The following is a 12,683-nucleotide window of genomic DNA, read 5'->3' as shown; positions in this document are numbered from 1 at the left end:
GGGCGGAGGCCGCGCAGTGATTCACTTACTTGACGCCCGGCTAGTTTGTGGACCGTCGGCACGGTAAGTTGTTTACTAGCCGGTCGTCAAGCCAGTTTCCCGCCCGGCTGCCCGGGCAGGGAGAATGGGCCCGGGGCGGACGCCACCGGGGTCCGCAGCAGTCACCGACGCACTCATGAGGCAGGCCATGGGCACTCCGCACAGCCCCCGCAGCGACACGCGGGCTCGCATCATCGAGGTGTCCCTGGAACTCTTCTCCGAGCAGGGCTACGAGCAGACCTCGCTGCGCGAGATCGCCGACCGCCTCGGTGTCACCAAGGCCGCGCTCTACTACCACTTCAAGACCAAGGACGACATCGTCCTGGGCATCGTCGAGCGGATGGCCGCGCCGATCGACGAGACCATCGCGTGGGGCCGGGAGCAGTCCTGGAGCCCGGAGATGCGCGACGAGCTGATCCGCCGCTTCGCCGACGGAATGGCCGAGCGGGCGCCGCTGCTGCGCTTCTTCCACGAGAACCAGCCCGCGCTGCGCGAGTCCCCGGCCGGGCTGGCGTTCAAGGACCGCATGATCACGATGATCCAGCTGGTGCACGGGCCGGACGCCGACTTCCGGGAGCGGCTGCGCGCCACGATGTCGCTGTTCACCGTCCACTCGGCGATGTTCCTGCTCAAGCAGGACACCGCGGACTGCGACCACGGTGACAACGTGTGGGGCGAGTCCCGGCCGCAGGCGGCCACCCTGGAGGAGGCGATCGGGGCGGCCCGGGAGGTCGCGCTGGAGATCGGTGGCCGGATCAGCCACCCGGCCCCGGCCCACTCCTGAGCGGACGGGCGTCCGGTCGAACGGGCGGCCAGTCGGACGGGTCGACGGGCTGGCGGGTCGACGGGCTCAGAACCCGGTGACGCCGTGCCCCGCGAGGTACGCGATCGGGTTCACCACCGCGCCGTAGCGGTTGCTGGTGCGGATCTCGAAGTGCAGGTGGGGCCCGGTCGAGTTGCCGGTGCTCCCGGACCGCCCGATCTGCTCGCCCGCCGAGACCTGCTCCCCCGGCGAGACCCCGAGCGAGGACAGGTGCGCGTACTGCGCGTAGTGCCCGTCCGCCAGCCGCAGCACGACCTCCTTGCCGTACGAGCCGTCCCAGCCGGACGACACCACGGTCGCGTTCCCGACCGCCAGCAGCGGCGTGCCGGGGTCGACCGCGAAGTCCACCCCGGTGTGGTACCCGGCCGCGTACTCGGAGTTGGCCGCCCCGTACGGGTTGCTGGTCGGCGCGTCCGACACCGGGGCCGACCACTCCGGAGCCGGCTCCGGCTCTGGGGCGGGCTCCGGCGCGGGCGCGGGGGCCTCGGCCGGGGCGGCGGCGACCGGCGGTTCCACCGGCAGCAGGTTGGCGGCCACCGCCACGAACTCCTGCGCCGACTCGCCGTCGTCCGGGAGCCGGTACGGGCTCGGTCCGGACACCTGGACCATCCCCGGGCTGGGCACGGCGGCCTTCGGTGCGGTGAAGGCCGAGCTGCCGGGCGTGGTGGGCAGGACGGTCTGCGCCGAGGCGCTGCCGGGCGCGGCCACCAGCAGCGCGCCGGCGAGCAGCACCGCGGCCGCCCCGGCGGAGACCACCGCGCGCTCCCGTTCGGCCTGCGGGTGCCCGCCGGGCAGCGGGTGCCGGGCGGTGGCGAGCGCGCGCAGCGGCGCGGCGTGGGTGCGGACGGCATGGCCGAGCCGGGGCTGCCAGGCCGCCGCCTGGGCCGCCGTGCGGGCGGCGAGCCGGCGCAGGGCCGGCCTCACGGGCGGGACAGAGGACATCGGTAGCCGTACCTCACGGTCGTACGAGGGCAGCACGAAGTGCCCGTTCGGGCGTGCGCTGAGCGGGGGACCACTCAGGTGTAACGGTCACCGAGCGGGGTCTCAAACGGGGTGACGTACTACGGCGTGTAGTCAGTGTCGCGCTGGAGATTCAAGCTGACGGAGTAATGATCATGAGATCCGATCGTCTACCACCGGCCCGGGTGACCTGCCCGCGCGCGGCCGGGCTACTACCGCCGCTCGTACCGCGCCCGGCGAGCGCCCGGCGGGTGTGACCAGCGCCATGCCAGGCCGGGGTTTGGCCCGGCCGCACGGCCCTTTCCGCCGTCCGCCCGCTGACCCGGCGGGCCCGCTGCGGGACCATCGACGCATGTATGGCAACAGGAGCGAAGACCTCGACGGCAATGACCGCCCGAGCCTGCCGGACCGCCGCTTCGCCGCCCTGCGCGGCTGCGAGCGGATCCTGTCCGGCGACCGGCCGCAGAGCATGCGCGAACGCCTCGCCGCCCTCGCGGGGGAGGGCGGCGGCCACGACCTGGACGACCGCCCGGACCAGTACGGCGACGGCGTGGTCCGCACCCTGGAACGCACGGTCGCCGACCTGCTCGGCACCGAGGACGCGGCCTTCTTCCCCACCGGCACCATGGGCCAGCAGGTCGCCCTGCGGATCCACGCCGAGGCGGCCGGGCTGCGCACCGTCGCGACCCACCCGCTGGCCCACACCGACCAGCACGAGCGGCACGCGCTCGGCGTGCTGACCGGCCTGCGCAGCGTCTGGCCGACCACGGCCCCGCGCCAGCCCACCGCCGCGGAGCTGCGCGCCTTCGACGAGCCGTACGCCGCGCTCAGCCTGGAGCTGCCGCTGCGCGAGGCCGGCTTCGTGCTGCCCGACTGGGCGGAGCTGGTGGCGCTGGCCGGGGTCGTCCGGGAGGAGCGCGGCGCGGCCCTGCACCTGGACGGCGCCCGGATCTGGGAGTCGGTGTTCCACCTCGGGCACCCGCTGCCGGAGATCGCCGCGCTGGCCGACTCGGTCTACGTGTCCTTCTACAAGACGCTCGGCGGCATCAGCGGCGCCGCGCTGGCCGGTTCGGGCGGCTTCGTCCGCACCGCCAAGGCCTGGCGGCACCGGTACGGCGGCCAGCTCTACCAGCAGTGGCCGGCGGCGCTCGCCGCGTTGGCCGGGCTGGATGCCCGACTCCCGTTGCTGGAGCGGTACGTGGCGCACGCCAAGGTGGTCGCCGAGGCGCTGGAAGCGGCCTTCGCGGCGGTCCCCGGAGCCCGGGTGCACCCGGCCCCGCCGCACACCCACCAGTTCCAGCTCTGGCTGCCGTACGCCGCCGGGGAGTTGGACGAGGCCGGGCTGGGGCTGGCCGAGGAGAGCGGGGTCGCCCTGTTCGGCGGCTGGCGCGAGCGCGACCTGCCGGGCCTGGCGATGACCGAGGTCACGGTGGCGGCGCCCGCGCTCGACTGGACGGCGGCGGACGTCGCGGAGGCGGCCGCCGCCTTCCTGGACCGGCTGCCGGCCCGCGACGGCAAGGCCGGCGGGGCCGGCGGGGCTGGACGGAGCCGCGGCGGGGCCTGACCGAAAAGCGTCCGGCCCGCCCCCGCGCGATGCGGGGACGGGCCGGACGTGGTGGGTCAGAACCGCCTGGTCACAGGCTGATCGCTACTGCTCGACCGATCAGTTGTCGACCGGGCGGACCCGGATCCAGGTCTCCAGGTAGTTCGAGGACTCGTTCTCGACCTCGATGCTGGTACCGGTCTTCGGGACGTCCACGCCGCTGTACGGGTTGTCCTTGGACCACCACGACTTCAGGTCCGAGAACTCGTCGACGCCCTTGGCCTTCGGGACGACCGTCTCGACGCCGTTCTTGTGCAGGGTCAGCTGGCTGGTCTTGCGCGAGCCGAAGGTCGAGTCGTAACCCTGCATGCGCGGACGCAGCAGGGCGCCGTCGCTCCACTTGAGCGGGGTCGGGTGCGAGTCGACCGGCAGGATCAGGCCGTGGCCCGGGTGGGCGCTGACGTTGTTGTTGGGCTGCGACTCGTCCCAGAACCAGATCAGCAGACCGGGCTGGTACGGGTAGTACTCGACCCACTTCGGCCTGCTGTTGCCCCAGCCGAAGTTGTACGGGCCGGTCTTCAGGGTCTGGTCGAAGGAGACGTACTGGCGGTTCTCCGCGATGTAGTACTGCCCGTAGTCCTTGGTGTAGCTGCCGGCGAAGCGGGTGAAGCCCTTGGCCACCCAGCCGTTGTCACCGTTCTCGACGTCGTCGCTGAAGATCGTCGAACCGTCGGCGGTCACCGAGATGTCGTCGACGGTGAAGCCGCGGTAGTGCAGGCCGCCGTCGGTGGTGTTGTGGAAGCGGACCTTGATGGCCTTGCCGGCGTAGGCGTCCAGCGGGAAGGACACGTCGCCCCAGGCGGCGGTGAGACCGGTCAGGGCCGCGCGGCCGCCGGCGTCCTTCGAGATCGGCTTGCCGTTCCAGGTGCCGTCCAGGGCGGTCCAGTTGCTGCCGCCGTCGGTGGAGACCTCGGCGAAGGCGTAGTCGAAGTTCGCCTCCAGCTCGTACCAGGCCTTGGCGTTCAGGCTGGCCTTGGTCTTGCCGGTCAGGTCGATGTCACGGGTGAGCGTGACGTTCAGGTTGTCGGCGCTGCCGCTCCACCACTCGCCCTTGCCCGAAGTGGGCTTGTTGATGTCGGTGGTGATCTGCTTCTTCGGCAGGTCGACGACCAGGGCCTGCGGGAGGCTGCTGTTGTACTCGACCGGGCCGATGTGGTGGGTCGACTCGGTGCCGGCCTTGGCCTTGTCGAACTTCAGCCAGCCGAGCTTGAGCTTGCTCCAGGCGTCGAGGTCGTTCGGCATGTCGCCGATGGCGCCCTTGCCCTCGCCGAGCCAGGAACCGGAGGACATCAGCGACCAGAAGCCGACCGAGTTGTCGATGCCCGTGCCGGCGGTGTCGTAGAGGTCCGGCAGACCGAGGTCGTGGCCGTACTCGTGGGCGAAGACGCCGAGGCCGCCGTTCTCCGGCTGCATCGTGTAGTCGCCGATCCAGAAGCCGGAGTCGCCGACCTGGACGCCGCCGAGCTTGTTGTCGGCCGGGCCCGCCTGGCCGTTCAGGTTGCCGTAGGCGTACGCGCGGTGGGCCCACAGGGCCTTGCTGCCCTGCTTGCCGCCGCCGGCCGACTTGTCCTCACCGGCGTGCACGATCTGGAAGTGGTCGATGTACCCGTCGGGCTGGTTGAAGTTCCCGTCGTTGTGCGAACCGTAGCGGTCCCACTGGTCGTACGACGCCAGGGTGGCCTTGAGCTGCTCCTTGGTCTGCCCCTTGGCCAGCTGGTCCTTGTACCAGATGTCCACGGCGTCGCGGATCAGGTCCTGGGCGCTGTCGCAGACGTTGGAGCCGCAGTAGTCCGAGCCGTACCGGGCCTCGTTCCACGGCACCCGCACCCAGTCCGAGACCACGCCGTCGACCGAGTAGCGGCCCGAGGACTGCTTCTCGTAGAAGGTCTTCAGCGAGGGCTTGTCCTTGGCGAAGTACAGGTTCTGGAAGTGCTCCTGGTTGTAGTCGTCCTGCCAGGCGGTCGAGTTGTCGTTGGCGCGGTCCGGCTTCTCGATCTCGTTGTGCTTCGGGCCGGGCTCACCGCCGTACATGACCTTGCCGTCTTCGGTCTTGGTGGTGTTGTCCACCTGATCGCCGAAGTCGACGAGGATGGTGAAGATCTTGTCCGTGCGCTCGCGGCCGAGCTCGACGTACTTGTCCTTGCCCAGCTTGATGCTGCTGCTGCCGTTGTGCTGCTCGACCTGGGCGGTGCCGGCGATCAGCTGCTCGGTGGCGGCCTTCTGCTCGGCCTCGACCTTCTCGGTCAGCGGGCCCGGCAGATTGTGCTCGATGTTGGCGGCTTGGACGGCGTCGGCCGGGTCCCGCGGCGCGGGAGCCGAGCCGGCGGCGACTGCGGTACCCGTGAACAGGCCCGCGCCGAGCGCGACTATGACCGCTGTGGCCGTGGCAGCCGCAGCGGTTCTCCTGATGTTCTTCAAAGTTGTGACGTCCTCCCCGACCGGGGCCAGCTCTTGGCCAAAGCCCGGCAAACCAAAATGAAAGACAGGTGGACGTCATTTGATACAAGCGTGGACAGAAAAGATAGACCTTGACCATGACATGGCCACGGCGCTATCCTTCGCAACTTCCCATCAGCTGACCATATGTCAACCGTATGTCCGTTAAAGCTTACTGAGAAATCGGACGCACCCGCACCAACCCGGCGCGAGGCCACCCGCCCCCGCCCGTGGGCGCCTCCGTTCCGGCCGGCCGGAACGCACCGAGCCCCCGGCGCGGACGCCGGGGGCTCGGTGGCTGTGAAGTTGTCTGTTAAATGTTGCTACTTCGTCAGGTCGGGACCAGACGAGGCGACCTCGGCGGGAGTGTCCGCGACGGCCGACTTCTCCTCACCGCGGAAGGTGAACTTGGCCTCCTTGCCCTCGCCCTCGACGTCCACGACGACGATGTGGCCGGCCCGCAGCTCACCGAAGAGGATCTTCTCGGAGAGGTGGTCCTCGATCTCGCGCTGGATGGTGCGGCGCAGCGGACGGGCACCCAGGATCGGGTCGTAGCCGCGCTTGGCCAGCAGCTTCTTGGCCTCGACGCTGAGCTCCAGGCCCATGTCCTTGTCCTTGAGCCGCTCGTCCACCTTGTCGACCATCAGGTCGACGATCTGGATGATGTCTTCCTCGGTCAGCTGGTGGAACACCACGATGTCGTCGACGCGGTTCAGGAACTCGGGGCGGAAGTGCTGCTTGAGCTCCTCGCCGACCTTCGCCTTCATCCGCTCGTACCCGGTCTGGGTGTCGCCCGTGGCCGCGAAGCCCAGGTTGAAGCCCTTGGAGATGTCCCGGGTGCCGAGGTTGGTCGTCATGATGATGACGGTGTTCTTGAAGTCGACCACGCGGCCCTGGGAGTCGGTCAGGCGACCGTCCTCCAGGATCTGCAGCAGCGAGTTGAAGATGTCCGGGTGGGCCTTCTCGACCTCGTCGAAGAGGACGACGGAGAACGGCTTGCGGCGGACCTTCTCGGTCAGCTGGCCGCCCTCCTCGTAGCCCACGTAGCCAGGGGGCGAACCGAAGAGCCGGGAGACGGTGTGCTTCTCGGAGAACTCGGACATGTCGAGCGCGATCAGCGCGTCCTCGTCGCCGAAGAGGAACTCGGCGAGCGTCTTGGACAGCTCGGTCTTACCGACGCCGGACGGGCCGGCGAAGATGAACGAGCCGCCGGGGCGCTTCGGGTCCTTGAGGCCCGCACGGGTGCGCCGGATGGCCTGGGAGAGCGCCTTGATGGCGTCCTTCTGGCCGATGACGCGCTTGTGCAGCTCGTCCTCCATGCGCAGCAGGCGCGAGGTCTCCTCCTCGGTCAGCTTGAAGACCGGGATGCCGGTGGCGGTGGCCAGGACCTCGGCGATGAGCTCCTCGTTGACCTCCGCGACGACATCCATGTCGCCGGCCTTCCACTCCTTCTCGCGCTTGGCCTTGGCCTGCAGGAGCTGCTTCTCGTCGTCGCGCAGGGACGCGGCCTTCTCGAAGTCCTGCGCGTCGATCGCGCTCTCCTTCTCGCGGCGCACGTCGGCGATCTTCTCGTCGAACTCGCGCAGGTCCGGCGGCGCGGTCATCCGGCGGATGCGCATTCGGGAGCCGGCCTCGTCGATCAGGTCGATGGCCTTGTCCGGCAGGAAGCGGTCCGAGATGTAGCGGTCGGCCAGGGTGGCGGCGGCGACCAGCGCGGAGTCCGTGATGGAGACCCGGTGGTGGGCCTCGTAGCGGTCGCGCAGACCCTTGAGGATCTCGATGGTGTGCGGCAGCGACGGCTCGGCGACCTGGATCGGCTGGAAGCGGCGCTCCAGCGCGGCGTCCTTCTCCAGGTGCTTGCGGTACTCGTCCAGGGTGGTGGCACCGATGGTCTGCAGCTCGCCGCGGGCCAGCATCGGCTTGAGGATGCTGGCGGCGTCGATGGCGCCCTCGGCGGCGCCCGCGCCGACCAGGGTGTGCAGCTCGTCGATGAACAGGATGATGTCGCCGCGGGTGCGGATCTCCTTGAGCACCTTCTTCAGGCGCTCCTCGAAGTCACCGCGGTAGCGCGAGCCGGCCACCAGGGCGCCCAGGTCCAGCGTGTAGAGCTGCTTGTCCTTGAGCGTCTCCGGGACCTCGCCCTTGACGATCGCCTGCGCCAGGCCCTCGACCACGGCGGTCTTGCCCACGCCGGGCTCGCCGATCAGGACCGGGTTGTTCTTGGTGCGGCGGGACAGCACCTGCATGACCCGCTCGATCTCCTTCTCGCGCCCGATGACCGGGTCGAGCTTGGCCTCGCGGGCGGCCTGGGTGAGGTTGCGGCCGAACTGGTCCAGGACCAGCGAGGTCGACGGGGTGCCCTCGGCGGGCCCGCCGGCCGTGGCCGACTCCTTGCCGCCGCCGGTCTGGTAGCCGGAGAGCAGCTGGATGACCTGCTGGCGCACCCGGTTGAGGTCGGCGCCCAGCTTGACCAGCACCTGGGCGGCGACGCCCTCGCCCTCGCGGATCAGACCGAGCAGGATGTGCTCGGTGCCGATGTAGTTGTGGCCGAGCTGCAGCGCCTCCCGGAGCGACAGCTCCAGGACCTTCTTCGCCCGGGGGGTGAAGGGAATGTGGCCGGACGGGGCCTGCTGCCCCTGGCCGATGATCTCCTCGACCTGCTGGCGCACGGCCTCAAGGGAAATCCCGAGGCTCTCCAGGGCCTTTGCGGCGACGCCCTCGCCCTCGTGGATCAGACCCAGGAGGATGTGCTCGGTGCCGATGTAGTTGTGGTTGAGCATCCGGGCTTCTTCCTGAGCCAGGACGACAACCCGCCGCGCGCGGTCGGTGAACCTCTCGAACATCGTTTATCGCTCCTCAGAGCGGTCGGGCAGTTCGGGGTCGGTCCCCGCCCTGTCCTTCCGCATGCTAGTCCCGCTCAGCGGCGCGGCCCACGGATTCACTCCCCGGTACGGGAGCGAGATGCTGCGCGACCATCCGACACCAATCCCAACCTGATGCTGGGAAACGGTGTTCCCACAGGTGGCCCGGATGCACCGGATACCGCTACGCCATCGGCGAACAAGAGCCGCCGGGGCGGAGCCTGGCCGTCTCCGGCCGGTCACGCATACTGCCCCTGGACGGGTCGAAGGACCCGTCCACCTGCATTCATACCCGGTATCGGGGCGCTTCTCGCGCAGTTTCCGCGGTGGCGGTGTTCGCCTGGCGAGAAGTCGCGTCGCGGCGACGGCGGTTCGGCACGGCCGGTGCGGCCGGTACGCCACCCGGTGGTGCCGGCGTTACCGCTTCGCCCCTACAGCGTTGCACAACTCGTGATTGTTCCGCCGTCCGAGCCCGCGCCCCGGACGCCCCCCGGTACCGGTGGCGCCGCGGCCCTCCGGGTGCGCGCTGCGGGGCGCGGAGGAGAGTCCTCCGCGCCCCGCGCGTGTGTCGGCGGCGCCGTGTGCGGCCGCCGGGGCCCCGCACCCGCTCCGGCGTTCCGGCGGCGCCGGGGTCAGGCCGCGTTGGCCTTGTCGTAGGCCTCGCGGACGGTGCTCGGCACCCGGCCGCGGTCGTTGACCTCCATGCCCTGCTCCTTGGCCCACGCGCGGACCTTCGCGGTGTCCGGCGCGCTGCCGGAGGGGCGCGGCGCGGTGCCACGACCCGGGCGCCGGGGACCGGCGAGCCGGCCGCTCTGCTTGCGGCCCTTCTCCACGTACGGCGCCAGCAGACCGCGCAGCTTGTCCGCGTTGGCGCTCTTCAGGTCGATCTCGTAGGCAACGCCGTCGAGCGCGAACGTCACCGTCTCGTCCGCCGAACCACCGTCGAGATCGTCTTCAAGAATGACCTGCACCCTCTGTGCCACGGGCTTCCCTTTCCGCTAAACGACCCATTGCCTAAGGAAAGGAAAGCGCCTTTCTCCGGAAAACACAAACCCTTGACCGGCGCGGAGCCGCTCAGAGGTGCAGCAGCATGCGCGAGTTGCCCAGTGTGTTGGGCTTCACCCGCTCCAGGTCAAGGAACTCCGCGACACCTTCATCGTACGAGCGGAGAAGTTCTTCATAGACATCCGTAGCGATCGCCGCCGGGTCTGTCGTACCATCATCGGTTTCCTGAAGCTCACCGATCTCGACGAAACCGTGTTTCGCGAAGAACGGAACCTCGAACGTCAAGCAGAAAATCCGACGGACGCCGAGCCAGCGCGCGGTCTGCAGCAGCTTCTCCAGCAGCAGATGCCCGACCCCGAAGCCCCGGCAGGACGGATCGACGGCGAGCGTGCGGACCTCGGCCAGGTCCTCCCACATCACGTGCAGGGCGCCGCAGGCCACCACCGCGCCGGTGTCGTCGCGTTCCGCGACCCAGAACTCCTGGACGGATTCGAACAGTGTGACTGTGGGCTTGTCGAGCAGAATGCCGTCGCGTGAGTAGGCGTCGATGAGCCCGCGTACGGTCCGCACGTCCGTGGTCCGCGCACGGCGGATGGTGACCTCCATGGCGGGGACGTTATCGTGCCGCGCCCGGCGGGGTCTCCCCGGTATCCGGCTCCGGCGCCGCGGAATCGGCGGGGAGCGGATCGGACGGGAACAGGGCGGCGACCCGCAAGGCGTCCCGCAGGGCCTCGCGCTGCCCGGGCGACATCAGGCCGAAGAAGTGCACCAGGGCCGCGGCCGGATTGTCACTGGTGGCCCACGCGTCGTTCATCAGCGCAGCGGTGTACGCCTCGCGGGACGAGACCGGTTCATATCGATAGGCCCGGCCGACCCGCTCGCGGCGCAGCCAGCCCTTTCTGTGGAGCTTGTCCAGGACGGTCATCACCGTGGTGTACGCGATTTCGCGTTCCGACTGCAGATCCAGGAGAACCTCGCGAACCGTCACCGGTCGGTTCCACCGCCACACCCGGGTCATGATGGCGTTCTCAAGTTCACCGAGTTGCCGGACCATAGTGCGGCCAGGATAGGGAGTGAATGGGGCAAATCTTGTGAAGTGCGCCAAACCGGCGCGCCGCCACCCCCGGAATCGGGAATGGCGGCGCGCCGGTCGTTCGGCGGCTGACGGTGTCAGTCGCGGGTTCGCTCGCGGGTCAGTCGAGGTCTTCCTTGGCCTTCTGGGCTCCGCCCTGGCTGCGGATGATGGCCCGCACCAAGAATCCGAAGCCGATCGCCATGACCAGCGGCGGCACGATCGCGCTGACGTAGTCCATCAGTCACTCCTCCTCGGTCTTCTCCGCCGTCGCGGCGGAAGCCTTCGCCTCCGGCTTCACCAGCGGGAAGAGCACGGTCTCCCGGATGTTCTTGCCGGTCAGCAGCATGATCAGGCGGTCCACGCCGAGGCCGAGGCCGCCGGTCGGCGGCATCGCGTACTCCAGCGCCCGCAGGAAGTCCTCGTCGATCTGCATCGCCTCGACGTCGCCGCCGGCCGCCAGCAGGGACTGCGCGGTCAGGCGGGCGCGCTGCTCGACCGGGTCGACCAGCTCGGAGTAGGCGGTGCCGATCTCGGTACCGAAGATCACCAGGTCCCACTTCTCGGCCACGCCCGGCACCGAGCGGTGCTGGCGGGTCAGCGGGGAGACCTCGGTCGGGTAGTCCTTGATGAAGGTCGGCCGGACGGCGTTCTCCTCCAGCAGGCGCTCGACCATCTCCAGCACGATCTGGCCGTGGCCCCAGTCCTTGTCGAACGGGATGCCGTGGTCGAAGGCCAGCTTGCGCAGCTCCTCGACGCCGGTCTCCGGGGTGACCTCGACGCCCAGGCGGGCGGAGATGCCCGGGTAGACGGAGACCTCCTCCCACGGCTCGGCCAGGTCGATCTCGTGCTCCACGCCGTGCGCGTCCAGGCCCTTGATCACCGTGGTGCCCAGCGCGTCCCGGGCCGCGTTGACGATCGTCGCGCGGATCAGCTCGGCCTGGGTGTCGTAGTCGCCGTACGCCTCGTACGACTCCAGCGAGGTGAACTCCGGGTTGTGGGTGGAGTCCGCGCCCTCGTTGCGGAAGTTGCGGTTGATCTCGAAGACCTTCTCGGCGCCGCCGACCACCAGCCGCTTGAGGTACAGCTCGGGGGCGATGCGCAGGTAGAGGTCGATGTCGTACGCGTTGATGTGCGTCCTGAACGGGCGGGCGTTGGCGCCGCCGTGCACCGGCTGCAGCATCGGGGTCTCGACCTCGATGTAGCCGCGGTCCTCGTAGGTGCGGCGGATCGAGCGGACCACCTTGCTGCGCAGGTGCAGGATCTCGCGGGCCTCGGGGTTGACGATCAGGTCGACGTACCGCTGGCGGACCCGGGCCTCCGGGTCGGTCAGGCCCTTGTGCTTGTCCGGCAGCGGGCGCAGGCACTTGGCGGTGAGCTCCCAGCGGTCCACCATCACCGACAGCTCGCCGCGCTTGGAGGTGATCACCTCGCCCTCGACGCCGACCTGGTCGCCCAGGTCGATGTCCGTCTTCCAGGCCGCCAGCCGCTCCGCTCCCAGCTTGTCCAGGGAGAACATCACCTGGAGGTCGCCGGTGCCGTCGCGCAGCGTGGCGAAGCAGAGCTTGCCGCCGGTGCGGGAGAGGATCACCCGGCCGGCGATGCCGGCCCGCTCACCGGTCGCGGTGTCGGGCTCCAGGTCCGGGTGCTTGGCGCGCAGGTCCGCAATGGTGCTGGTCCGGGGGAAACCGACCGGGTAGGGGTCGACACCGGCCGCCCGGAGCCGGTCCAGCTTCTCGCGCCGGACGCGCATCTGCTCGGGAAGGTCGTCGGTCGCGGGGATGGGGCTCTGATCGCTCACCCCACAAGGGTAGCCAGCCACACACCGTGCTCCGCCACGGGATAACGCAAGAGGGGGACCGCGTCGGCGGTCCCCCTCCTCGG

General features: G+C 69.8%; 8 protein-coding genes and 1 pseudogene. 2 read left to right on the top strand and 7 right to left on the bottom strand.

Annotation, left to right across the window (positions count from 1 at the left end):
- The first annotated feature begins 187 nt into the window (after positions 1 to 187).
- Complete coding sequence (locus ACIPLC_RS01415; RefSeq protein WP_400469637.1) at positions 188 to 823, top strand: TetR/AcrR family transcriptional regulator; 636 nt, start codon at positions 188 to 190, stop codon at positions 821 to 823.
- A 66-nt stretch (positions 824 to 889) separates the two neighbouring features.
- Here ACIPLC_RS01415 and ACIPLC_RS01410 read toward each other — a convergent pair whose 3' ends face one another.
- Positions 890 to 1,804 (bottom strand): M23 family metallopeptidase, encoded by a 915-nt coding sequence (locus ACIPLC_RS01410; protein ID WP_400469634.1) that lies wholly within the window; start codon positions 1,802 to 1,804, stop codon positions 890 to 892.
- Between the two features lie 370 nt (positions 1,805 to 2,174).
- Between ACIPLC_RS01410 and ACIPLC_RS01405 the strand changes: the two genes are divergently transcribed.
- Entirely contained in the window at positions 2,175 to 3,386 is a 1,212-nt protein-coding gene (locus tag ACIPLC_RS01405) for a threonine aldolase family protein (protein ID WP_400469631.1), read from the top strand.
- Positions 3,387 to 3,485: 99 nt separating this feature from the next.
- Here the strand turns inward: ACIPLC_RS01405 and ACIPLC_RS01400 are convergent, their stop codons facing one another.
- The 6 genes and pseudogenes from ACIPLC_RS01400 to lysX all read right to left on the bottom strand — a co-directional run.
- On the bottom strand, positions 3,486 to 5,843 hold the full coding sequence (locus tag ACIPLC_RS01400; protein WP_400469628.1) for an immune inhibitor A domain-containing protein: 2,358 nt from the start codon (positions 5,841 to 5,843) through the stop codon (positions 3,486 to 3,488).
- A gap of 341 nt (positions 5,844 to 6,184) precedes the next feature.
- Complete coding sequence (locus ACIPLC_RS01395) at positions 6,185 to 8,704, bottom strand: ATP-dependent Clp protease ATP-binding subunit (protein ID WP_400469625.1); 2,520 nt, start codon at positions 8,702 to 8,704, stop codon at positions 6,185 to 6,187.
- A 650-nt stretch (positions 8,705 to 9,354) separates the two neighbouring features.
- On the bottom strand, positions 9,355 to 9,705 hold the full coding sequence (locus tag ACIPLC_RS01390; protein ID WP_400469622.1) for an Lsr2 family protein: 351 nt from the start codon (positions 9,703 to 9,705) through the stop codon (positions 9,355 to 9,357).
- A gap of 91 nt (positions 9,706 to 9,796) precedes the next feature.
- Positions 9,797 to 10,333: an amino-acid N-acetyltransferase gene (locus ACIPLC_RS01385; protein WP_350878402.1), complete on the bottom strand. Its 537-nt coding sequence runs from the start codon at positions 10,331 to 10,333 to the stop codon at positions 9,797 to 9,799.
- Between the two features lie 10 nt (positions 10,334 to 10,343).
- The gene (locus tag ACIPLC_RS01380) at positions 10,344 to 10,781 is read right to left on the bottom strand and encodes a BlaI/MecI/CopY family transcriptional regulator (RefSeq protein ID WP_400469619.1); all 438 of its coding nucleotides are present in this window, start codon (positions 10,779 to 10,781) and stop codon (positions 10,344 to 10,346) included.
- 262 nt (positions 10,782 to 11,043) lie between these two features.
- A pseudogene (gene lysX / locus ACIPLC_RS01375) lies at positions 11,044 to 12,585 on the bottom strand (bifunctional lysylphosphatidylglycerol synthetase/lysine--tRNA ligase LysX); the annotation flags it as partial.
- Positions 12,586 to 12,683: the final 98 nt, after the last annotated feature.

Source organism: Kitasatospora sp. NPDC086801, from assembly GCF_044745805.1.
Taxonomy (GTDB): Bacteria; Actinomycetota; Actinomycetes; order Streptomycetales; family Streptomycetaceae; genus Kitasatospora.
Note: the sequence above shows the minus strand (reverse complement) of the source record. Positions and strands in the feature narration are given on the sequence as shown.

Coding starts and splice junctions, on each gene's coding strand:
- ACIPLC_RS01415 (WP_400469637.1), top strand. CDS start 188: ATGGGCACTCCGCACAGCCCCCGCAGCGACACGCGGGCTCGCATCATC.
- ACIPLC_RS01410 (WP_400469634.1), bottom strand. CDS start 1,804: ATGTCCTCTGTCCCGCCCGTGAGGCCGGCCCTGCGCCGGCTCGCCGCC.
- ACIPLC_RS01405 (WP_400469631.1), top strand. CDS start 2,175: ATGTATGGCAACAGGAGCGAAGACCTCGACGGCAATGACCGCCCGAGC.
- ACIPLC_RS01395 (WP_400469625.1), bottom strand. CDS start 8,704: ATGTTCGAGAGGTTCACCGACCGCGCGCGGCGGGTTGTCGTCCTGGCT.
- ACIPLC_RS01385 (WP_350878402.1), bottom strand. CDS start 10,333: ATGGAGGTCACCATCCGCCGTGCGCGGACCACGGACGTGCGGACCGTA.
- ACIPLC_RS01380 (WP_400469619.1), bottom strand. CDS start 10,781: ATGGTCCGGCAACTCGGTGAACTTGAGAACGCCATCATGACCCGGGTG.